Annotated in this window: 19 protein-coding genes; 7 read left to right on the top strand and 12 right to left on the bottom strand. The window is 71.9% G+C overall.

Annotated features, from left to right (window positions below; all coding sequences use genetic code 11):
• Positions 1–63 precede the first annotated feature (63 nt).
• Positions 64–1,803: a DUF4832 domain-containing protein gene (locus ACBJ32_RS24210; protein ID WP_375128633.1), complete on the bottom strand. Its 1,740-nt coding sequence runs from the start codon at positions 1,801–1,803 to the stop codon at positions 64–66.
• 291 nt (positions 1,804–2,094) lie between these two features.
• Between ACBJ32_RS24210 and ACBJ32_RS24205 the strand changes: the two genes are divergently transcribed.
• Positions 2,095–2,739 carry a dihydrofolate reductase family protein gene (locus ACBJ32_RS24205; protein ID WP_375128632.1) on the top strand — a complete coding sequence of 215 codons (645 nt, stop codon included), beginning with the start codon at positions 2,095–2,097 and terminating at the stop codon, positions 2,737–2,739.
• Positions 2,740–2,749: 10 nt separating this feature from the next.
• Here ACBJ32_RS24205 and ACBJ32_RS24200 read toward each other — a convergent pair whose 3' ends face one another.
• Entirely contained in the window at positions 2,750–3,454 is a 705-nt protein-coding gene (locus ACBJ32_RS24200; protein ID WP_375128631.1) for a protein-L-isoaspartate O-methyltransferase, read from the bottom strand.
• Positions 3,455–3,603: 149 nt separating this feature from the next.
• Complete coding sequence (locus ACBJ32_RS24195; protein ID WP_375128630.1) at positions 3,604–4,092, bottom strand: DUF6194 family protein; 489 nt, start codon at positions 4,090–4,092, stop codon at positions 3,604–3,606.
• A 124-nt stretch (positions 4,093–4,216) separates the two neighbouring features.
• Here ACBJ32_RS24195 and ACBJ32_RS24190 point away from each other — a divergent pair, with 124 nt between their 5' ends.
• Positions 4,217–4,954: a phosphotransferase gene (locus ACBJ32_RS24190; RefSeq protein WP_375128629.1), complete on the top strand. Its 738-nt coding sequence runs from the start codon at positions 4,217–4,219 to the stop codon at positions 4,952–4,954.
• Positions 4,955–5,019: 65 nt separating this feature from the next.
• On the opposite strand, the gene ACBJ32_RS24185 is transcribed toward ACBJ32_RS24190, so the two are convergent.
• A complete protein-coding gene (locus tag ACBJ32_RS24185) occupies positions 5,020–6,519 on the bottom strand; it encodes a M48 family metallopeptidase (RefSeq protein WP_357870891.1) in 1,500 nt (499 codons plus the stop codon).
• 80 nt (positions 6,520–6,599) lie between these two features.
• Between ACBJ32_RS24185 and ACBJ32_RS24180 the strand changes: the two genes are divergently transcribed.
• On the top strand, positions 6,600–7,820 hold the full coding sequence (locus tag ACBJ32_RS24180) for a deoxyguanosinetriphosphate triphosphohydrolase (RefSeq protein WP_357870894.1): 1,221 nt from the start codon (positions 6,600–6,602) through the stop codon (positions 7,818–7,820).
• 103 nt (positions 7,821–7,923) lie between these two features.
• Positions 7,924–9,081: an NAD(P)/FAD-dependent oxidoreductase gene (locus tag ACBJ32_RS24175; RefSeq protein ID WP_375128628.1), complete on the top strand. Its 1,158-nt coding sequence runs from the start codon at positions 7,924–7,926 to the stop codon at positions 9,079–9,081.
• Here the strand turns inward: ACBJ32_RS24175 and ACBJ32_RS24170 are convergent.
• Positions 9,047–9,937, bottom strand: a complete 891-nt coding sequence (locus ACBJ32_RS24170) for a M23 family metallopeptidase (RefSeq protein ID WP_375128627.1) — start codon at positions 9,935–9,937, stop codon at positions 9,047–9,049. The two genes, ACBJ32_RS24175 and ACBJ32_RS24170, sit on opposite strands and share 35 nt — an antisense overlap.
• A gap of 183 nt (positions 9,938–10,120) precedes the next feature.
• Here ACBJ32_RS24170 and dnaG point away from each other — a divergent pair, with 183 nt between their 5' ends.
• Both dnaG and rpoD read left to right on the top strand, forming a co-directional pair.
• Complete coding sequence (gene dnaG / locus ACBJ32_RS24165; protein ID WP_375128626.1) at positions 10,121–11,965, top strand: DNA primase; 1,845 nt, start codon at positions 10,121–10,123, stop codon at positions 11,963–11,965.
• A gap of 562 nt (positions 11,966–12,527) precedes the next feature.
• The gene (gene rpoD / locus ACBJ32_RS24160) at positions 12,528–13,631 is read left to right on the top strand and encodes an RNA polymerase sigma factor RpoD (protein ID WP_372513451.1); all 1,104 of its coding nucleotides are present in this window, start codon (positions 12,528–12,530) and stop codon (positions 13,629–13,631) included.
• A gap of 46 nt (positions 13,632–13,677) precedes the next feature.
• Here the strand turns inward: rpoD and ACBJ32_RS24155 are convergent, their stop codons facing one another.
• From ACBJ32_RS24155 to ACBJ32_RS24130, 6 genes are read right to left on the bottom strand one after another with little or no spacing between them, the layout of a single operon-like run.
• Positions 13,678–14,484, bottom strand: coding sequence for a transporter substrate-binding domain-containing protein (locus tag ACBJ32_RS24155; protein WP_375128625.1), 807 nt, complete (start codon positions 14,482–14,484; stop codon positions 13,678–13,680).
• Entirely contained in the window at positions 14,481–15,857 is a 1,377-nt protein-coding gene (locus tag ACBJ32_RS24150) for a hypothetical protein (RefSeq protein WP_375128624.1), read from the bottom strand. The genes ACBJ32_RS24155 and ACBJ32_RS24150 overlap by 4 nt, the downstream gene beginning before the upstream one ends.
• The gene (locus ACBJ32_RS24145) at positions 15,854–16,555 is read right to left on the bottom strand and encodes an FHA domain-containing protein (RefSeq protein ID WP_375128623.1); all 702 of its coding nucleotides are present in this window, start codon (positions 16,553–16,555) and stop codon (positions 15,854–15,856) included. The genes ACBJ32_RS24150 and ACBJ32_RS24145 overlap by 4 nt, the downstream gene beginning before the upstream one ends.
• A complete protein-coding gene (locus tag ACBJ32_RS24140) occupies positions 16,555–17,841 on the bottom strand; it encodes a VWA domain-containing protein (protein WP_357870911.1) in 1,287 nt (428 codons plus the stop codon). The genes ACBJ32_RS24145 and ACBJ32_RS24140 overlap by 1 nt, the downstream gene beginning before the upstream one ends.
• A complete protein-coding gene (locus ACBJ32_RS24135; RefSeq protein WP_375128622.1) occupies positions 17,834–18,682 on the bottom strand; it encodes a PP2C family protein-serine/threonine phosphatase in 849 nt (282 codons plus the stop codon). The genes ACBJ32_RS24140 and ACBJ32_RS24135 overlap by 8 nt, the downstream gene beginning before the upstream one ends.
• Before the next feature lie 14 nt (positions 18,683–18,696).
• Complete coding sequence (locus ACBJ32_RS24130) at positions 18,697–20,637, bottom strand: tetratricopeptide repeat protein (protein ID WP_375128621.1); 1,941 nt, start codon at positions 20,635–20,637, stop codon at positions 18,697–18,699.
• On the opposite strand from ACBJ32_RS24130, the gene ACBJ32_RS24125 reads away from it, so the two are divergent.
• Entirely contained in the window at positions 20,627–20,845 is a 219-nt protein-coding gene (locus ACBJ32_RS24125) for a hypothetical protein (RefSeq protein ID WP_375128620.1), read from the top strand. The genes ACBJ32_RS24130 and ACBJ32_RS24125 overlap by 11 nt on opposite strands.
• A 43-nt stretch (positions 20,846–20,888) precedes the next feature.
• Here ACBJ32_RS24125 and ACBJ32_RS24120 read toward each other — a convergent pair whose 3' ends face one another.
• Positions 20,889–22,055: a hypothetical protein gene (locus ACBJ32_RS24120; RefSeq protein ID WP_375128619.1), complete on the bottom strand. Its 1,167-nt coding sequence runs from the start codon at positions 22,053–22,055 to the stop codon at positions 20,889–20,891.
• Between the last annotated feature and the right edge of the window lie 152 nt (positions 22,056–22,207).

Raw genomic sequence — 22,207 nt, 5'->3', positions numbered from 1 at the left:
CCTTGCTTGAGGTCAAGAAGCCCGCTGCCCCGAGAGCGGGGCAGCGGGCCGGTAGGTCTCAGGTCAGCTCACGGCGACGGTGTGCAGCAGCCTGTTCAGGCCGGTCGCCGGCTCCCAGGTGCCCTCGTTGGCGAGCCGGATCGAGTACTCGGGCCGCGCCGGCAGCAGCGGGTCCGGCAGGCCGAGCAGCAGCGCGTAGGAGCCTGCGGGCAGGGACGCGGGCAGGGCGACGGTCTGGGTGATCGTGCTGGTGGCCCCGGCCGCCCACTTGCGGGGGTCGGCGCTGAGCGGGAAGCGGTGCAGCGCCCCGGTCGAGGTGTTGCGGAGGACCAGCTCCAGGCCGCGCGGGTTGAACGGAGCGGCGTACCCCTCGTTCCTGAGGGTGATGCCGACCGGCAGGCCGCCGCCGCGCGAGGCGCTGCTCGGGTACGTGCCGCTCTGCAGGGCGAAGCGGTAGCCGAGGCTGCGGGTGATCTCGGCGAGGCAGCCGCCGGTGCTCCAGCTTCCCAGCACGCCGGTGTGGTAGTCGGTGTTCAGGTACGACCAGTGGAAGCGCGACAGCTCGTCCTTGGCGGTCGGGCAGTCGGAACGCGGCGGGTTGGGGTTGCAGGTCTCCCCGCCCATGGCCACGTACTTCGTCTCCGCCTCCAGGTAGGGGTACTCGACGGCCGCGTTCTCGTAGGTGCCGTAGTCGTCCGGGCTGGCCAGGAAGCAGTCGTTGTGGTGCCCGAGCCGCGCCACGGCCGAGCCGCCGTACGCCTGGCCGGAGGTGACCGGGGTGGTCGTGTACATCGTGCGCTTGAACTTGGGCGTGCGGAGCTGCACCATCCGCGTCGAGGGCAGGACGCTGAGCAGCTTGTCCACGACGGCCTTGCGGTTGGCCCAGTCGGCGGCCGTGACGGTGCCGGCGTTGCCGAAGTTCTGGGTGTAGTACCACTCGCCCCACGCCCCGACGAACCCGGCCTGCATGAGGTAGATGACGTCCTTGTTCGCGTCCAGGTACGGCCTGAGCTGGTCGAGGTGGGCCAGCACGCGGTCCTTGGCGGCGTCGGCGCCGTCGGTGGAGGTGGTGTAGGCGAAGCGCAGGACCGTCTTCAGCCCCGCCGCGCGCACGGTGTCGAGCTGCTGCTGCAGCTGGTCGAGCGCGGCCTGGCTGATCGCGGTGGTCTTGAACTCGGCCAGGTAGAACACGCACATCACCAGCGAGATGTGCTGGCTGGTGCGGTAGCTCTGCAGGGTGGCGAGGGAGAAGTCGTTCTTGTCGCAGTCGCCGGTGTGGTGGTAGAGGCCGCGCTCGGGGTTGGCGAAGTCCGCGGTCGTGGGGGTGTACGTGACCGAGCCGCCGCCCCCTCCGCCGCCGGAGTAAACGTGCGTGTACTTGGTGGAGGTCTCCAGCGGGGACTCGACCTGGAAGACGAGGTCGGCGTCGTTCGGCGTGGCGCTCTCGCCCAGGTCCGCCCGCGACACCGTCCACCTGGCCGTGCCGCCCGAGGCCGAGTACGTCACCGGGCCCACGAGCGTCCAGCTCCAGCCGCCGCCGTTGTGGCGGTACAGGGAGGCGTTCTCGAGTAAGAAGTCGGCGCCCACGCCGCCCTGGGCGAAGCCGGTCGCGGTGCTGCGGTCGGTGTCGACGTAGGTGCGGGCGTAGGCGGGGCTGCCGGTGTAGGTGAACTGGTACGTCACGGTCGTGGCCGTGTTCGTGGCCGACTGGCCGGTGATGGCGGCCAGGGCCGCCGAGGGCGCGACGAGGATGGACGCGCAGAGGAAGGCGAGGAGGGTGAGGCTGCGTACGAGCTTGCGCATGGGGCTCCTAGGCAAGGCCGGCGGGGATGTCGGACTTGCGATTAATCATGGAGTCCATGCAAATTAAGTCAAGAGGTGGCAGGCAAATCCGCCCAGCGGAAGGGGCGGATCGTTTGAGCATTAATGAGGGAGTCCTCGGTAATGGCGGTGACGGCCTGCGCCGTACACGAAGGAGTCCCGCAGGAAGCTGCCCGTCCTTTCCGGCGCCGGACGGCAAGAACATGCCCGCCGCTCCGACCACCTCCAGGAAGGTGCGCCCGGCCTGGGCGCGCCTCGGACCGAGGAGGAGACATGTCACAGCTGTTGAGGGTGCACTGCTTCAACGTCTCGCGGGACGGGTTCGGCGCCGGTGAAGGGCAGAGCCTGGACCGGCCCTTCGGCCACGCGGACCCCGCCCCGCTGTGGTCGTGGGCGGGCGCCACCGCCAGCTGGGTGAACCGCACCGACCCCGGCGGCACGCGCGGCCTGGACGACTACATGACGCGCGACCACACCCGCAACATCGGAGCCGAGATCATGGGGCGCAACAAGTTCGGCCCCCAGCGCGGCCCGTGGGACAACCACGAGTGGCAGGGATGGTGGGGAGACAACCCGCCGTTCCGCACCCCGGTCTTCGTGCTCACCCACCACGAACGCCCGTCCTTCACCCTGGCCGACACCACCTTCCACTTCCTCGACGCGACACCGGCCGAGGCGCTGGCACGGGCGAAGCAGGCCGCCGGCGGCCGGGACGTGCGCCTCGGCGGCGGAGTCGCCACCATCCGCGAGTTCCTCGAGGCCGGCCTGGTCGACACGATGCACATCGCCGTCGCGCCCGTCGAGCTCGGCCGGGGCGAGCGGCTGTGGGAGAGCCACACCGACCTGCTCGACCGCTTCCACCTGGACACCGTGCCGAGCCCCAGCGGAGTCACCCACCTGCTGTTCTGGAGACGATGACCAGCGCGGGCTACGGCCTGCGCGGCTCGTCCTCGGCCCTCGTCACCACCAGCCGCACGGCCTGGCCGCTCCCGCCGACGATCACCGCTCCGGGCGCCGCCTGCGCGGTCCACGGCCCAGGAGCGGCGGACGGCACGAGCATCCGGTCGTAGGGGCCCCGCTCCGGGCAGCCGCGCGCGCAGTCGCCCGTGACGAGGTACGGGCGGACCCCGGCGGCCACCAGGTTCCGCCGGGCCGCCTCCGCCGCCCCTGCGTCCTCCTCGACCGACGTCACGCGGCCCGACTCGCCCGCCAGCCGGCACAGCAGCGCCGTGACCCACCCGCTGCCCGTCCCCACCTCCAGCACCCGATGGCCGGGGCGGAGGTCGAGGAGCTCCAGCACGTCGACGACGGCGCTGGGAGAGGGGTTGACGCACGTGTAGGAGGTGCCGCCCGCGGCCAGCGGCGTGGCGATCGGCCGGTCGGAGTAGACGGCGTCCCACCACGCGTGCGGGTCGATGTCGCGATCGATCGGGGAGGCCCCGCCGTCGTCGTCGAGCACCAGGCCGAGGGAGGGGACGAACCAGTGGCGGGGCACCTTCCGCAGCGCCTGCGCGATCGCGCCGGTGGCGGGCGGGCGCCGCTCGGCGATACCGGCGATCATCGCCTCCACTCGCCAGGCGAGGTGGGGGAGCATTGTCGCGCCTGGCTGGGGTCCGCCGTCGTTCCTGCTCACAGCGCCTCCTTCGGCTGGCGAATGCTAAGGGTGACCGTACGGTCACCAGCCGCAGTGTGGCAAGGCCGTCCAGGAAACTCGCCGCCGCGATCCCGCCGATCGTTCAGCGGGCCCGCGCGGCCCTCTCGACACGGCCAGGCGGCCCGCGATCACGCGGGGCTCTTGCCGGGTGGCCGGCGGTGACGCCCGGCGGCGCGGGCGTGCGCGTCGCGCAGGATCGCCTGGGCGGGCTCGGCGTCCCCGGGGTTCAGGATGGAGATCCACGACTGGGTGGCGTACAGCGGATGCGGGATCACCCGGTCGAGAACCGCGTAGTCCGTGCCCGCGTGGTGCTCGGCGTGCGCGGCGGGCGGGTATCCGACGAGCCGCTCGAACACGACGCGGCCGACCGCCACGTTCAGCCGGAAGACGCCCGGCCGGTCGAGGCCGGAGGCGGTGTCGAAGCCCGGGTAGTCCTTGGTCACGATCGTCGCGTACGGCAGGCGGCCGTCGGCCGGGATGCTGTCCAGGCCGTCCGGGTCGTAGAAGAAGAACGAGTCTCCCCACGCCACTTCCGGTGACCCGTCGCCAGGCCCGGCGGTGAACACGGCGGTCCCTGGCAGGCCGCTCACGAACGTGATGATGTCGTCCTCTGTCATGTCGAGGCTCCTTTCGCTCCCCTCAATCGTCTCACTGCACTACCCAGTGAGACTTTCGAGCGCGATATCCAGGACCAGGCGCGCAAAGCCTCAAAGCGCGTTCGGACCGGGCAAGCTGGGGTGCATGTCGGAGACACCTCTTCCCGGCGGTTTCGTCAACGCCGTCGTCCGCGTCGGGGACACCGTCCGGCGCGTCCCCGGCCGGCGGGCCGCGTACGTGCACGAGCTGCTGCGCCTGTTCGAGCGGCACGGCTGGGCGGGTGCGCCGCGCTTTCTCGGCCTCGACGAGCAGGGCCGGGAGATCCTCAGTTTCGTGGACGGCCACGTGGCGTGGGAGCGGACCCAGCCGGACGGGGTCACGTCGGACGGGAGCCTGGCGCGGGTGGCGGGGCTCGTCCGCGAGTTCCACGACCTCACGGCGGGCACGCCGCCGGCGGGGGACGGCGAGGTCGTCTGCCACAACGACCTGTCACCGAAGAACACCGTCTACCGGGACGGCGGCGCGGGGCTGCGGCCCGTGGCGTTCATCGACTGGGACCTCGCCGGGCCCGGCAGGCGGATCCACGACGTGGCGCATGTCTGCTGGCAGTACGCCGGCCTGGCGCCGGGCGCGGAGCCGGGGGAGGCGGCGCGGCGGTTGCGGGTGATCTGCGACGGCTACGGGCTGGCGGAGCGCGGTGAGGTGGTGGAGAGCGTGCTGTGGTGGCAGGACCGGTGCCGGCGCGGCATCGAGGCGGACGCGGAGGCCGGACTGCCGTACGCGGTCAGGCTGCGCGCGGACGGCGTCGTGGAGCAGGTCGGGGCCGCCCACGACTGGGTCGCCCAGCACCGCGGCGTCCTGGAACGGGCACTCGCTCCCTGATCCAGGAGCCGGGACGGGCACCCTGACCCGGGAGCGGGGGACGGCGCCGGCTCGCCGGTCGGTGGCTATCCCAGCGCGGCCGGGCTGGGCTCCTCCAGCGGCACGTAGTCGTGGCGCATGCCGTGATCGCCCAGCCACTGCCGCAACCCCGCCACCGCCGCGGGGTTGGCCGCCACCTGCGCCGCGTACTCCGACAGGGCAACCTCCTCCCCGTCGTCGAACAGCAGCCGGGCGGGCCCCGACCACGACAGCGTCCATCTGGCCTCGCCGAGCTGGATCAGCACCGCCTCCAGCGCCTGCCCCAGCACCCCGGCCAGCAACGTGGGGGACGGGTTCCAGCCCTGCTCCAGCAGCTTGGCCTCCAGCTCGGCCTGCCGCCCCCGCGCGATGGCCTCGAACGCCGCGTCCAGGTACGGCCGCGCCGCCCCCATCACCTGCTGCCCGGCCACGGCCAGGTCGCGTACGGCGTCGGCGTTGCGGCCCGCGTACATGCCCTGCGAGACCAGCTCCTCCCACGACACCGGCCGCAGCGTCGCCAGGGCCTCCTGGCTCCACATGGACTGCTCCACCGCCTGCACCGCCACGTTCGGGTCCACCAGCAGCGTCAGGGCCGAGCGCGGATCCGGCACGTGCTGCGGCTCCGGCAGGTGCTCGATGGCGGCCAGGCGGTCGGCCAGGCTCGGGTGCGAGTCGTACGGGGAGACCTCCTCGGGCTGCTCGCCCAGCTTGGCGATCTCGGCCTGGCGGTCGGGGTCGGACATGAGCGCGTGGAAGCCGCCGAACACCGACGCGGGCCGGGCGCCTCCCGCGCCGGTCAGCGACAGGTAGTTGTTGACGTAGACGTCCCAGCCGGTCGCCGTGGCGTGGATCTTGCGCAGCGCGCCCGCCATCGCCTGCCGGCCGCCGATGGCGACCGCGAGCTGGTCGGCCTCCAGCTCCTGACGCCGCGAGACGGCCTGCGAGACGCGCAGGTACAGCTTGGCGTACCAGGTGAACAGGCGCTGGATGAACGGGTGGTTGTGCAGGCCCTGCACGGTGGCGATGAGCGAGACCCGGCCCCGGTAGACCGGCGCGCCCAGGCGGGTGTGCGCGCCGCTGTAGTGGCCGAGCTCGTGCCCGAGGACCGCGCGCATCTCGTCCACGGTGAGGGTCTGCAGCAGCGGCAGGCCGATGAACATGCGCCGCCTCGTCGCCCGCAGCCCGAGGAGCCGGGTGTCCTCGGACACGGCCGCGTTCACCTCCGCGACCAGGCGGATCTCGTCCGGCGGCGCGGTGCGTACGCGCTGTGAGAGCTCCTCGACCGTCTGCCACAGCACCGGCTCGTGCTCGCGCCCGACCGGCACCCCCGGCTGCTCGCCGCCGCGGCGGCGGCTGACCATGATCAGCGCGCGGACCAGCGCGCCCGCCGCCAGGGTGAGCACGACCGCGAACTTGATCGTGTTGGCGTGGAAGTCGACGACGAGCATGACGTCGATGAAGACCGCGGCCGCCAGGATGAGGCCGACCAGCACATAGAAGCCGGCGAGCAGGGTAAAGGCCAGCACTGCTCGGAACGCTGTCGTCATGGGGGAGGGCTCCCGGGGAAGGGTTTCTCGCGAGGCTTGACACTAGCGGAGACCGGAAACTGGATAAAATCACTTCACTGATGCCGTACTACGACGAGCATGACCAGGAGCGTTGGGTTCCGGAACTTCCCGGCAATCCGGAACGCGCCGCGTTCGAGCGAGACCGGGCCCGGGTGCTGCACAGCGCCGCACTGCGCAGGCTGGCGGCGAAGACGCAGGTGGTGGGCCCGGGAGAGACGCTCGGCGGCGGCCAGCACATCCCGCGCACCCGCCTGACCCACTCCCTCGAATGCGCCCAGGTGGGCAGGGAGATGGGCGCCACGCTCGGCGTCGACCCCGACCTGGTGGAGACCGCCTGCCTGGCCCACGACCTGGGGCATCCGCCGTTCGGGCACAACGGCGAGATGGCGCTCAACGCGCTGTCGGCCTCGTGCGGCGGCTTCGAGGGCAACGCGCAGAGCCTGCGCCTGCTCACCCGGCTGGAGGCCAAGGTGCTCACCGGGGACGGCCGCAGCGCCGGCCTCAACCTGACGCGGGCCGCGCTCGACGCCTCCATCAAGTACCCGTGGACGTGCGACAAGGGCGCCAAGTTCGGCGTGTACGACGACGACCTGCCGGTGTTCGAGTGGATCAGGGAGGGCGCGCCGGAGGGCCGCGTGAGCTTCGAGGCGCAGATCATGGACTGGGCCGACGACGTCGCCTACTCCGTGCACGACCTGGAGGACGCCCTGCACTCCGGCCACGTCACCCCAGAGGCGCTCCAGTCGCCGGTCGAGCGCGCCCAGGTGTGCCGGATCACCCGCACCTGGTACGCCCCCGGCGCCGACCTCAACGAGCTGGAGGAGGTCTTCGCCAAGCTGATCGCCGACCCGCTCTGGCCGCGCCGTTTCGAGGCCACCATGGCCGACCTCGCCGGGCTCAAGGCGCTCACCAGCGGCCTCATCGGCCGGTTCTGCCGCTCCGCGCAGGCCGCCACCAAGGAGGTGTACGGCTCCCGCCACCGCGCCGACCTGGTCGTGCCGCACGCCACCAGGCTGGAGTGCGCGCTGCTCAAGGGCGTCACCGCGCACTACGTGATGACCACCGCCGACCACCACGCCAACCAGGCCAGGCAGCGCGACCTCATCACCGAGCTGGCCTCGCTGATCACGCTCGGCGCGCCCGGCACGCTGGAGCCCGCCTTCCGGCCCGCGTTCCTGGAGGCCGCGAACGACGCCGCCCGCGTCCGCGTGGTGATCGACCAGATCGCCTCGCTCACCGACACGTCGGCGGTCGCCTGGCACCGCAGGCTCTCCCGCTGATCAAGGAACCGATCTCAAGAGACTGATCAAGAGTTCGTCAACGAGGCAGGTCGCCTGGCACAACCGGCTTTCCCGGCGACCCCGGCGGGCGCATACTGCGCCCATGGCCACATATGTGATCGTCGGAGCCGGGCTCGCCGGCGCGAAGGCAGCGCAGACGCTGCGCGAGGAGGGCTTCGACGGCGAGATCGTGCTGATCGGCGCGGAGACCGAGCGGCCCTACGAGAGACCGCCCCTGTCCAAGGGGTACCTCCAGGGCGGTAGCGAACGGGAGGAGATCTTCGTCCACGAACCCGGCTGGTACGCCGACAACGACGTGGATCTCCGGCTCGGCACCAGGGTCACCCGCATCGAGCCGGCTCATCACCTGGTCAGGCTCGGGGACGGGTCGCGGCAACCGTACGACAAGCTGCTCATCGCGACCGGCGCCGTGCCCAGACGCCTGCCGGGACCCGCCCACTACCTGCGCACGGTGGAGGACAGCGAGACGCTCAAGCGCCGCTTCGCCGAAGGCGGGGACGTGCTGATCGTCGGCGCCTCCTGGATCGGCCTGGAGACGGCGGCGGCGGCGCGTACGGCCGGCTGCCAGGTCACCGTCGTCGAGCCCGAGCCCACCGCGCTCAACCGGGCGCTCGGCCAGGAGCTCGGCGAGCTGTTCGCCCGCCTGCACGCGAGCAAGGGCGTGGACCTGCGCTTCGGCACGGCCGCCGCGGAGATCACCGAGACCGGCGTGCGCCTCAGCTCCGGCGAGCGGCTCACCGCGGACCTGGTCGTGGCCGGCATCGGCGCCGCACCCGAGGTCGGTCTCGCCCGGGACGCGGGCCTCGACGTCGGCCACGGCATCCTCACCGACGCCTCCCTGCGCACCTCGCACCCCGACGTGTACGCGGCGGGCGACGTGGCGGAGTCCTTCCACCCCCTGTACGGCCGCCGCATCCGCGTCGAGCACTGGGCCAACGCCCTGCACGGCGGCCCGGCCGCCGCCAGGTCGATGCTCGGCCAGGAGGTCGTCCACGACATGCTGCCGTACTTCTACACCGACCAGTACGAGCTGGGCATGGAGTTCTCCGGCGACATCGAGGGCCACGACGAGATCGTCTACCGGGGCGACCCCGAGAGCATGGAGTTCATCGCCTACTGGCTGCGGGACCGCCGCGTGATCGCCGGCATGAACGTCAACGTCTGGGACGTCGTGGACGACATCCAGGAGCTCATCAGGTCCGGCGTCACCGTCCATCCAAAGGAGCTGTCGTCGGGGTGAGCGTGATGACGTCGTCGTCATCGTCGTTGCGGTTGCTGCTCTTCTGAGGCCGCGGGGTCTTGCTCGCCTGCGGCTCCTGCTGCTGCCGGGCCGAGGCGCACTGCACGGCGCACTGCGGCGTCTCGCCGAGCTTCCCGCGCAGCTTCAGCGTCTCCTCACGCGGCGACAGCGTGCGGTTGCCCTCCTTCCAGGCGTCGAGGTAGTCCCACGGCTCGACCATGCCCCTGCGGACCCACCAGAAGGCCGGGCCGGTCTTCCACGAGATCGCGAAGTAGAGGTTCGGCCCGGTGTCGCGGGCGTTGCCCGTGCGGCCCACCCGGCCGAGGAGCTGACCGCCCTTGACCCGCGCGCCCGGCTTGATCCCGTCGGCCACCGAGTCGAGGTGCCCGCCGAGGTAGCGCACGCCGTCGTCACCGATGATCGTGACGAACCTGCCCTCGCGGGTGGCGCCCGCGTCGGTGCCCGGCGACCACCTGTCCTGCACGTTCACCTCGTCCACCACGCCGCCGACGGGCGCCACGAACGCGCATCCCTGCGGCGCCCAGATCGTCGTCTTGGGCAGCACGAGCAGCTTGCGCTGGTACTCCGTCTTACAGCCCTTCAGGGGGAAGGTGTAGGTGTACTTCGACAGCTTCGGCGGCGGCACCTTGATCGGCTCGCCGCCCTCGGGCGGCTGCTCGGCCGCCAGATGGCTGGGCGTCGGGATCGTCGCCGTCACCACCGGGGTGCCGGTCACAGGGGCGGTGGAGGGCGACGTGGCGCCGACACCCGCCAGCCCGGTCGCCTGGGTGCAGGCACCGGTCAACAGCACAGCGCCCGTGACGGCCGCCCATCGTCCGACAAGCCCCGATCGCATGATCTCCACCCGTGTCACCGTTTCCACCGACAACCTTTACCTTTGTAGCCGACCCGGAGACCCCGCATCACCGGTTTCCCCCTTTAGCAGCCACGAGGTAACCTCCGCCTTCCTCCCCGCCGCACCGGTCCGGGACACGTCCGGGGCGCAGAACCGTCGGTGGGGCGGCATAGACTTCCCGGCGTGGCTGGCCGGATCCGTGATGTCGACATCGCGCTCGTACGCGAGCGTTCCCCCATCGCCGATGTGATCGGCGAGCACATCCAGTTGCGTAACGCGGGAGGCGGCAACCTCAAGGGCCTGTGCCCCTTCCACGACGAGAAGACGCCGTCGTTCAACGTCACCCCCGAGCGCGGGATGTACTTCTGCTTCGGCTGCTCCGAGGGCGGCGACGTGATCACGTTCGTCGAGAAGATCGAGCACCTGTCGTTCGGCGAGGCCGTCGAGCGGCTGGCGCAGCGGGCCGGCATCCAGCTCCAGTACGAGCAGGGCGGCTACGTCCCCCGGCGCGACCACGGCGAGCGGGCCAGGCTGATCGAGGCGCACCGGGCGGCGGCCGAGTTCTACGCCGGCAAGCTCATGGGGCCCGACGCGGCGCCGGGGCGTCGCTTCCTGTCGGAGCGCGGGTTCGAGCGGGCCGACGCCGAGACGTTCGGGGTCGGCTACGCGCCGGCCGAGTGGGAGGCGCTGAGCCGCCATCTCATGGCGCGCGGGTTCACCGCCGACGAGCTGGTGAAGGGCGGGCTGGCCAAGGAGGGCCGGCGGGGGCCGATCGACCGCTTCCGCGGGCGGCTGATCTGGCCGATCCGGGACGCGACGGGCGATGTGATCGGATTTGGCGCACGGAAGCTACTTGATTCCGATGATGGGCCGAAATACCTGAATACGCCTGACACGCCGCTTTACAAGAAGAGCCAGGTGCTCTACGGGATCGACCTCGCAAAACGCGAGATCTCCAAGCGCGCGCAGGCCGTGATCGTCGAGGGATACACCGATGTGATGGCCTGCCATCTGGCCGGCGTGCCGACCGCGGTGGCCACGTGCGGCACCTCGTTCGGCGAGGAGCACATCAAGATCCTGCGCCGGTTCCTGCTCGACCAGGCCGAGTTCAGGGGCGAGGTGATCTTCACCTTCGACGGCGACGCGGCCGGGCAGAAGGCGGCGCTGCGGGCGTTCGCCGACGAGCAGAAGTTCGTCACGCAGACCTACGTGGCGGTGCAGAGCGACGGGCTCGACCCGTGCGACCTGCGGATCAAGCAGGGCGACGCCGCCGTGCGCGACCTGATCGCCAGCCGCGAGCCGCTGTTCCAGTTCGCGATCAGGAGCACGATCTCCCGCTACGACCTGCGCAGCAACGAAGGCAAGATCGCCGCGCTCGACGCCGCGGCGCCGATCGTGGCCGGCATCAAGGACGCCGGCCTGCGCAAGCGCTACGCCATCGACCTCGACCGGTGGCTGGGCTTCATGGACGAGCGGTTCGTCATGCAGCGCATCGCCGAGGTGGGCGGCGCCCAGCAGGGCCGGCAGCAGCGCGCGCCCAAGGCGGCGCCGGTCGACCCGAGCGTGCGCGTGGAGCGTGAGCTGCTCAAGCTGGCCGTGCAGCGTCCCGCCCTGCTCGGGCCGCGCTTCGACGCGCTCGACCCGCAGGCGTTCACCGCGCCCGACCACGTGCTGCTGCACAGGGTCATCGTCGCCGCCGGGGGCCTCGCCCAGGCGGGGGCCGGCGGGCGGGAGTGGGTGGAGCGCCTGGTGCAGCACGCCCACGAGGAGGGCGCGCGGGCGCTGGTGACCCGCTTCGCGGTGGAGGCGATCCAGGTGGACGCGCACGCCGAGGAGCGCTACGCCGGCGACATCCTGACCGCCGCCGAGGCCATGCCGCTCGACCGGGCGATCGCGCAGGTCAAGTCGCGGATCCAGCGGCTCAACCCGGTGGAGCAGCAGCAGGAGTACAACAAGCTGTTCGGGGAGCTGGTGGCGCTGGAGCAGCAGCGCCGGGTGCTGCGCACCCGCGTCGCCGGTGGCGGTTGAACACCGGTAATTCCCGCGAATGGCGAAGAACGGAATGTCGGCCATAAGAGCTGCATAAAGCCCGGGCCGACCGGCCGTCACGCAGCGTGGGCGGCGATCCCCGGCCCGGAGGCGGGCCCGAGGGGCGGGAGGCGGGCGCCCGAGGCAAGATCGTAAAGGCCGGGAGCCGTGCGGAACGCCCGTGCCCGCGGGCTCCGGCAGGCCGATGATCACGCTCGGTCGGTAACGGTTCGGCAGCGATCGCAAGCGTCAAACCAGGGTGGTTGACCAGGAAACTTGGCGCGGTCCACGAGGTGACAAAGGGTGCGGACAAGGACTTCCAGGCAGCGAAAGAGGTGCGTCCGGCCCTTCGGCGTCGCCGGACGCGTGAATGCTGATCGCGTAATTGGCTTTACTATCCTGATCAAACTCTGGCTAAACATTATCACGATCTCAATTCGGCAAACACGATCGTCTTACCTTCGGTGACAAAAATGGGTCTGCCATTTGATGGAACCAATACTGCAGACTGTCTCCCGTGGGTGCATCGGTGCTGCCAAGTGGTCCGCCATCCGTAGATCAGGTGGCGGACCTCGTCGCGAAGGGAAGGGAGCGCGGGAGCGTAACCGTCGATGACGTCGCAGCCGCGCTTGACCGATCCGAGTTGCCGTCGGACGCGCTGGAGCGCGTCGTACGGATGCTCGCCGAGAACGGCGTGGAGGTCCTCGAGCCCCAGGGCGACGAGGAGTCCACCCGCGCTGATGAGGAAGACGTAGGCAAGCGGGCGCCGACCAGCGATCTGGTCCGTATCTATCTACGGGAGATCGGCCGTGTGCCGCTGCTGACCGCTGAGGAGGAGGTGGAGCTCGCCAAGTCGATCGAAGCCGGCCTGTTCGCCGAGGACAAGCTGGGCAACGGGGTCTCGCGTCTGGCCTTCCCGGAGTTCAGGGAGCTTGTCTGGCAGGGCACGCGGGCCAAACAGCGACTCATCGAAGCCAATCTCAGGCTCGTGGTGTCGATCGCCAAGCGGTACGTGGGCCGCGGCATGCTGTTCCTGGACCTGATCCAGGAGGGCAACCTCGGGCTCATCCGGGCGGTTGAGAAGTTCGACTACACCAAGGGCTACAAGTTCTCCACCTACGCGACCTGGTGGATCAGACAGGCGATCACCCGGGCCATCGCCGACCAGGCCAGGACGATCCGCATCCCGGTCCACATGGTGGAGACCATCAACAAGCTCGTCAGGGTCCAGCGCCAGCTCCACCAGGACCTCGGCCGCGAGCCGATCCCCGAGGAGATCGCCAAGGAGATGGATCTCCCCGTCGATCGGGTGGTGGAGATCCAGCGCATCGCCCAGGAGCCCGTGTCGCTGCAGTCGCCGATCGGTGAGGAGGACTCCGACCTCGGAGACTTCATCGAGGACGCCGACGCTGTCGTGCCCATGGAGGCCGCCGCCTTCATCATGCTGCAGGATCAGCTCGACGACATCCTCGCCACGCTGTCCGACCGCGAGCAGCGCATCATCCAGCTCCGCTTCGGCCTGGCCGACGGGCATCCGCGCACGCTGGAGGAGGTGGGCAGGGAGTTCGGCGTCACGCGCGAGCGCATTCGCCAGATCGAGTCGAAGACGCTGGCCAAGCTCCGCCACCCGACGCGCGCGCAGATGTTGCGGGACTACCTGGACTGACCGCGCAGGAGGGGACGGCCCCGCCGGGGCCGCCCCCTCCGCGCGTTCAGGAGCAGCCCTCGAACTGCGGCACCGCGACGATCGCGCGCCGCAGCCACGACTCCCCGAACCACTTGCGCAGCAGCTTCTGCGCGGTCCCGTCCTGGTACATCTGCGTGATGGCCCGGTTCACCGCCTCGCAGCCGGGCACGTCGCCCCTGGCCAGGCCGACCCCCGTCCGCTGCTCGTTGAACAGCGCGTTGGCCAGCCGCAGTCCCGACCCGTCACGGGCGGCCAGCCCCGCCAGGATGATGTCGTTCGTGGTGACCGCGTCCACCTGCTTGCTCTTCAGCGCCGCCAGGCACCGGTTGTAGTCGGGGAACGGCACGACCTGCGCCTTCACCCCGCGCTCCGCCACCACCCGCTGGGCCGCGTTCGACCCCGCCACCTCGCAGATCCGGCGCCCCTCGAGATCGCGCACGTTCGCGATCCTCTCCTCGGGCCGGATCAGGATGTCCTGGTAGGAGATGTGGTACGGCCCCGCGAACAGCACCCTGCGCTTGCGGTCCTGGTCGATCGTGAACGTGGCCACCACCAGGTCGGCCCGCCCGTCCGTGAGCACCTTCTCCCGGTCGGCGGCCAGCACGCCGAGGAAGGAGACGTCCTTGCCCAGCTTGCCCGCCAGGTAGCGGGCCACGTCGACGTCGAAGCCCTCGAACGTGCCGTCGCCCTTGCGGAACCCGACAGACGGCAGGTCGGACCGCACCCCGATGACCAGCTCGTCCTGGTCCAGGATCGACTCCTGGCCGCCGACCCCGCACCCCGAGGCCACCACGGAGGCCAGGACCAGCACGATCGCCAGCAGCCGCTTCATCGGTACTCCCTCAGTCGTGGCCACACGCCGGCGACCATCAGCACGCCGATCGCGCCGATGGCGAACGGCAGCAGCCGCCACAGGTTGTCCAGCGCGCCCTCGCCGCTCCTGATCGAGCGCTCGAACACCTTCTGGTGCGTGCCCGCCAGCTGCGTCAGCGCCCGGTCGTAGGCGTCGAACGCCGTCATGACCGGCCCCAGCCGCTCGGCGACCGCGTCGTTGGTCCTGCCGCTCCCGACGAGGTCGCGGAAGGCCTTGTCGGCCGCCTGGAACTTCCGGTACGCCCCGGCCACCTCCTCGCCCTGCCTGCCGACGAGCTCGGGCCCCAGCAGGCCGAGGTAACCGGTCGAGTGGCCGGCCACCGCGGTGTGGTAGGCGCTCAGGTTGCCGGCCTCCGTGTACATGACCGCCAGCGACCGGTCCAGGTACGTGTGCTCGTAGGTGTCGGCCCGCTCCTTGTCCAGCAGGTAGCGGCTCTGGTCGCCCTGCATGCTGTTGCTGATCGCCCGCGCCCTGGCCAGCGTCAGCACCGAGTCGAACCCGGCCGACTTGGCCGTGCGAAGGTCCTCCTCGTCCTGGGCGAGCGCGTTCGTCCCGAAGAGCAGCGCCGCCGCGGTCGTCACCGTCGCGACCAGCAGCGCGGGCCCGAACACCCGGCGGAAGCGCCGCGCCAGGAACAGCTGCAGCCACAGCAGGCAGCCCAGCGCCACCAGCCCGGCCAGCACGACCGAGACCCGCACCAGCGGCGCCACGACGGCCTGCGAGTCGTAGGTGGCGCGCACGATCGTGCCGCTCTCCAGCGTCAGGTTGTAGGCCTGCGGCAGCAGCACCATGCGCATCAGGTCGGTGGCCTCGCGGTAGGTCCGCACCACCTCCTCCGGCGGCGGGCCCGGCGCGTGCCTGGACTGCTCGTTCAGCAGCAGCGCCCGCCCGGCCAGCCGCTCGTAGCGGCCGAGACCGTCGAGCACCGACTGCACGGTGTTGCGCTCGGCCGCGTTGTCGCCCGACAGCTCGAACGCCTGCAGCAGCGTCCGGTTGGCCTCGGCCCGCTGCCTGTCGTACCTGTCCAGCGCGGCCTGGCGCTGCTCGGCGTAGGCGTCGCCCATCACCAGCACGTTGGCGACCTGCGCGTCCATGTCGCTCAGCGCCAGGTACAGCCCGGCGGTGGCGACCACCTGCGGGCCCGCGTCGCGGCCGATGACCCGCAGCCCCTCGCGGGCGCTGGAGGTGCCGATCGCGAGCGCGGCGAACAGCAGGGCCAGCGAGGCGACCGTGACGCCGGAGATGATCCGGATCCTGCCGGGCACGCTGCGCCGCGCGGGGACCGGGGAGACCGGCACGGGAGCGGCCGGCGCGGGCCGCACCATGGTCACGGCGTGCCCTCCCTGATCGTGATGACCGTCCACGCGCCCAGGTGGATGCGGTCGCCCGCGCCGACCCTGACCGGCACGTTCACCTTGAGCGCCTTGCCGTTGACCTGGGTGCCGTTCGACGAGCCCGGGTCCACCAGCATCCAGGTGCCGTCCGGCTGGCCGAGCAGCACGGCGTGCAGGTGCGAGACCCCCGGGTCCTCGGGCGGGCCGGTCAGGTCGATCTCCGGCTGCAGGTTCCTGGCGCGGCTGCGCCGCCCGATGCGTACCTGCTCGCCGTGGAGCGCGAACGACCGTTCCGGGCAGTACGGCGGGAACGCCATCGCGGCGGCGTCGGGACCGCCCTCGGCGATCACCTTCTCGTAGTAGGTGCGGTCGGCGGCGGTCACGGCCTCCCATCGCGCCCCCACCGAGGTCCCCGGCGCGGAGACGTGGAGGGGGGTGCCGCTGCCGCTGTAGTCATGACCGCACACCTCGCAGAACTGCCCGGCGCGCGGCGTCTGGCAGACCGGGCACCCCTCGGCCGGCTGGGGCTGCGCGGCGGGCTGCGGGGCGGGCTGCGCGGCCGATTGCCGGGCCGATTGCCGGGCCGATTGCTGGGCCGGTTGTGAAGCCTGTTGCGGGGCCGGGGCCAGCTGGGTGCCGCAGATGTCGCAGTAGTCGTCGGCGCCCGACTGGTGCCCCTGCGGGCAGGTCGCCATCAGCTTCCTTCCTTGCGCAGCCGGCTCGTCCGCTGGGAGCCGGCGTCCAGCTCGATCTCGTCGGCCTTGTCCACGTTCCTGCGCAGCCGTGCCGTGCCCGTGGCCGGATCCAGCTCCACCACCTTCTCCAGCAGCCTGGCCGTGTCCTCCCGGCCGGACTCCTCGGCGAGCCGCCGGGCCTTGGCCAGGCGGGCGGTGGCGGCCTCGACGTCGCCCATGGCGCGCAGGCTGAGCCCGTCCTGGATCAGCTCGTGCAGCTCGGCCTGCCCCGTGTAGTGGGCGACCTTCCTGTTGATCCGGGTGGACTGCGCCAGGTCGTCGGTCCACTGGGCCAGCACGTTGCCGCTGGCCATGACCTCCTGCGTGTCGGGGCGGACCAGCTTGACCCAGCCGGCCCTGATCTCCTGCCCGATCTGCCCGGGCGGCACCTCGACGCAGACGTGGTACTCGCGCTCCTCCGCGCCCCACGAACCGGTCGGGTAGTCACCGGTCAGCGGGTTGACGTCGGTGCGCTTGCCGGTCAGGTCGAGCAGCGTGGGGGAGACCTGCTTGACGAACTTCAGCCGCGCCGTCTGCGGCACCCACACCCGCAGCGACAGCTCGGCCACGGTCTTGCTCATCGAGGTCTGCGTGAGCCGCCGGAAGAACTCCGGCAGATCCCCCTGGTTGCGTACGAACTCGAACGTGCCGAGCATCGCCTCGGCCACCTTGCGCAGCTCGGCGGGCGCCCAGTCGTCGCCCACGCCCAGGCTGTCGCAGACGAACTTGCCGCTCCAGCCGGCCAGCACGGAGGCGAACACCTCGGGGCGCTCGTTGTTCTGCCCGTCGGTCATGAGGATCGCGTGCCTGATCGCCGAGGGGTGCTGGGTCAGCAGGTGGCCGGCCAGCTTGAGCCACTCGCCGATCGCGGTGCCGCCGTGCGCGCTCAGCCGGCCGATCGCCCGCTCGGCCTCGGCCCTGGTCGCGGGGCTGGCCCTGACCAGGTTCGCGGTGCCGCCCGGGTAGACGACCTTGGCGCGCTCCGTGCCCGCCACCACCGCGAAGTGCACGCCGTCGCGCAGCGTCCGCACGGCCGTGGCCGCCGCCTGCCGGGCCTCGCGGATCTTGCTGCCGCTCATCGAGCCCGACGTGTCAATGATGATCACCTCGGCCGCCTCGGCGGGCACGGCCTGGGCGGTCGCCTCCCCGGTCGAGCCGATGGTGAGGATGGCGTGCACCTCACGGCCGTCAAGGGGGAGGTACTTGTTCTGGTCGATGTTCAGCGTGAAAGCGGGCTGGTCACCCATGCGCTTCTCCTAGGGGGATCAAGGCGATCGTCACGTTGTCCTGGCCGCCGGAGGCCAGCGCGTGGCGCAACATCTCGCGGGCCATCTCCAGCGGCGTCCCCGACGTGGGGAAGTGGTAGCCATCCAGGTAGCGCCACAGGCCGTCGCTGCAGATCAGGAGCAGGCCCCGCGTTCCCGGGGCGAGCGTGCGGACGTGCGGGCCCGCGTCCTCGGCGTCGGCACCGAGCCACGCGGTGATCTCGCCGGTCTCCACGACGTCGTCCTCGGTCAGCAGCGTGCCGGCGGGCAGCAGGTACGCCCGCGTGTCGCCGGCCCAGCCGAGCGTCACCCCGCCGTCCGGCCGCACCACGGCGGCGAGGTAGGTGCAGGCGGGGGCGTCGTCAAGGGAGGTCGCCAGCTTGCTCACGGCGCGGCCGGCCAGCTCGAACGCCTCCTCGTGCGGCAGGCCCCTGGCCAGCGCCGCCGAGGCGGTCTCGATCGCCGCCGCCGCGGCCTCGTCGGCCCTGGGCGAGCTGCCCACGCCGTCGCAGACCACGGTCACGATCGCGCCGTCCGCCTCCAGCAGCGCCACCGCGTCCTCGTTACGGCTGCGCCGCAGCCCCCTGTCGGTCAGCGCCGCCGCAGCACCATGCGGGGTGGCGGGGAGCACGATCTCGGCGTGGTCCCTGCCGGTCGGCTGGCGGGCGCCGCACCGCTCGCAGTACCCCTCCGCGTCCACGGCCGCCGCGCCGCAGGCCGCGCAGGCCGGCGCGCCCAGGGCGTGGCCGCACGCCTCGCAGAAGGTGTCGCCCGCCAGCACGGGCGCCTCGCACACCGGGCACCCGCCCGCACTCCCGGTCACAGCCCCGCCTCCGGTCACAGCCACGTCCTCGGTCGCACGGCGTTCGCCCTGTCGATCAGCGCGTGGCGTTCGCTGCGGGAGTCCGCCGCCAGCGCCAGCTTGCGGAAGAGGGACTCCAGCCGCCTGCGCAGCCCCGTCTCGGTGAACGGCGCGTCGGCCAGTCGCACGTCCTTGGGCGGCGGGTTGCTCTCCAGCCAGGCCAGCGCCCCGCCCAGCACCTCGGCGACGAGCAGGTCGCGGCGGCGCGGGTCGAGGTCGGCCTGGTTCGACACCCGCTCGACCGCGCCCACCAGGTCGGCCGGTTTCGCGGCGCCCGGATCGGGCCGCCGCACCACCGAGGCCGCCAGTGCGACCTGCGCCGCCACCCGGTGGACCGACGTGGCGGGCACCTCGTCCAGCACGCCCATCCGGCCCGACCTGGCCAGCCCGAACGCCGCGCTGACATAGTTCCGGTCGGTGCGCCAGACCAGCTCGTACCAGGAGGCCGCCGGCCTGCCCGCGCACTCCAGCGCGAACGCCAGCGCCAGCTTGGGCGCGGTCTCGCCGGGCAGCGCCGACAGGCACGCGTCGAACCGCTGAACCGCCTGGTCCGCCTGCCCGGTGGACAGTGCCAGCACCCCCCGGTACCAGGTGACCCGCCAGTCGCCCGGCAGCTCGCGGTCCAGCTCGTCCAGCGCGGTGGGCGTCTCGGCCGCGCCGGACTCGGCCAGCAGCCTGACCCGCATGAGCCTGGTCTCGGGGGTCGGAGGCATCGCGGCGAGCTGGTCGATCAGCTCCTTGCCGTCGCGCCCGATCAGCCCCGCCAGCGAGCCCGCCGCGGGGTCGGCCGGGTCCACCAGCGGCACCGGCAGCGCCCGCGCCACCGCCGCCGGGTCGAGCGGCCCGAACACCTCCTCGTCCGACTCCGCCAGCGCCGTCCCGACCGCCCTGCGCTCCGGCCCGAACAGCGCCGAGAGCGCCGGGTACGGCACCCCGTCCTCCAGCGCGCTGACCTCCCGCAGCACGCCGACGAGCTGCTCCTCCATCTCCTCGGCACTCTGGAACCGGTCGGCCGGGTTGACCGCGGCCGCCTTGTGCAGCAGCCGGGTGAACGACGGGTGCCCGCAGTCCACAGGCAGCGGGTTGGCCACGCCGCCCTTGGCCGGGCTCCATCCGGGGATCGCCAGCGCCGCCAGCGTCCTGGCCACGGTGTAGAGGTCGGTGTTCACCGAGGACGGCATCGTGTCCAGCTCGGGGGCGTGGTAGCCGACCGTGCCCCACGACGAGCCCACCGGCGAGCCGAACGGCTGCACCGCGCCCATGTCGATGAGCTTGAGCCGCTTGCCGACCCGGATCACGTTGGCCGGCTTGAGATCGCAGTAGACCTTCTGGTTCTCGTGCATGTAGGCGAACGCGTGCAGGATCTCCCTGCCGTACAGGAGGGCCTCGCGCAGCGGCAGCGGGCCCTGGCGGCGCAGCTCGTGCAGCGACTGGCCGCCGACGTACTCCATGACGATGTAGCCGTGGCCGGCCGAGCGCTGGAAGTTGTGGATCTTGACGATGTTCGGGTGGTCGAGCGTGGTGAGGAACTTGCGCTCGGCCTCCGCCGCCGCGATCGCCTCGGGGTCCATGGTGTTGAGCAGGCCCTTGAGCACCACCCAGCGGCCGTCGAGGTTCTCGTCGGAGGCCAGGTAGATCCAGCCGAGCCCGCCGTGCGCCAGGCAGCCCAGCACGCGGTACTGGCCGGCCACCAGGTCGCCCTTGTCCAGCTTGGGGGTGAAGGAGAACTGCGTGCGGCAGTGCGGGCAGAACCCGTCCGTCAGCCCCGGACGCCCGTCGCGGGAGCGGCCGACCGGCTTGGCGCACGCCGGGTTGGCGCAGTGCCGCTTGCCCTCGGGCACCTCGGGGTCGGCCATGACGGCGGTGGCCGGGTCGCGGTAGGGGATCGAGGGCAGGTCGGCGACGGTGGCCAGCACGCCGGCCCGCGACCTGCCGCTGCTGACCGGGCCGCTCATCGGTCTGCTGCCCACGGGCCGGGTCGGCACGGGGCCGGAGAAGGCCCCGGAAGAGGGCGCTGAAGACGGTGCGGAAGACGGTGCGGACGACGGCGCCGGCGACGGCGCGGAAGGCGTCGTGGCGGGGACGGGCGGTGAGACCGCCGCGTGGCCGCAGAGGTCGCAGTAGCCCTCCTCGATCGTCCCCGTGCAGCCGGGCTGCGCGCATCGGGTCATCGCTTACCTCCGGAGATCGCGCGCTGGAAGTTCTCGACGGCCGTGGCCGCCCTCGTCAGGTCGCAGGGCGCGCTCCACAACAACGCGCGCGCCCGCTCGTACAGCTCCATGGCGGCCGGGTCCTCGGCCAGCCCCTTGCGCACCGCCATCGCCTGGCAGGCGCCGAGCCGGCCGCGCAGCTCGTCGCGCCGGCCGACCAGCCCGTACAGCGCCTTCGCCGTGGCCAGCGCCTGCTCGGCGGCCTTGCGGGCGTTCTCCTCCAGGGTGGCCAGCCGCTTGGCGCGCTGCACCCAGGCGTCGGCGGAGACGTCGAGCGCGTCCAGCGCGCCGGCCAGCCCCTCGACCCTGCTGCGCGGCTGCGCCTGCGGCGGCAGGGCGATCTTCACGACGACCGCGCCGTGCGCCAGCCTGGCCTCGCTCTCGGCCGCCCGCACCCGGTCGAGCTCGGCCACCAGGTTCTCGCGGCGCCTGGCGTACTCGCCCTTGACCACGAGCGCCAGCTCCACCTCCGCGCGGGCGCCGGCCAGCAGGCGGGCCAGCCGGTCGAGGTCCTGCTCGACGGGCGGGCCCAGCGGGTCCTCGACCACCGCGGCGCGGATCCGCCGCAGCTCGGCCTCCTGGCCGGCCAGGTCGGCGGCCTCGCCCAGCTCGCGCTCCAGCTCCCTGATCCTGCGCAGGTCGGCCTCGGCGTCGTCGAGGCGGGGCAGCACGGAGCCCCACACGGCGTCGATGTCGTTGAGCGCCCCGGTGACCTCGCGGAAGGCGGTGTCCATCCGGGTCACGGCCTCGTCCAGCGTCAGCCGCTCGTCGGCCTGCGGGAGCAGCGAGCGCTGCTCGACGGGCTTGGCCGCGGCGCGCACCACCACGGACGCGCCTCCCAGCAGCTCGGTGAGCCGGGCGAGCTGGTCGGCGCCCAGCCGCGCGCGGGCGGCCCTGACCTGCTCGGCCTCGCGCAGCACCGCGCGGTAGGCGTCGTTCAGCGACCACAGCGCCGTCAGCGCCTCCTGCGCCGCGGCCCAGCGGCGCTCGGTGGCCCCCCGTAAGGACGCGCCCTTGATCAGCTGGTAGGTGGTATGGGATTCGAGGTCGAGCAGGTCGCCGGAGATGCGGTCGCGCTCGTCAGCGCGGGCGCGAAGCGCATGCTCTGCGCCTTCCCTGCTCATTGGTGGTCCCAGGCTCATCACGCTCCCCGTGAAGAGGCCCCCCGATGCCCCCGTTATACCCGCCCAACGGAGGGTTCGCGGTCTTTAGTTCCTTTAGCTCGGGGGACCCCTGACTTGTCCCTGATTGAACCCTGGGCCGCCTGCAAACCACT

Origin of the sequence: Nonomuraea sp. GTA35 (assembly GCF_041950525.1) — a bacterium.
Taxonomy (GTDB): domain Bacteria; phylum Actinomycetota; class Actinomycetes; order Streptosporangiales; family Streptosporangiaceae; genus Nonomuraea.
The sequence above is the reverse complement of the archived record's forward strand: the minus strand, read 5'-3'. Positions and strand labels throughout refer to the sequence as shown.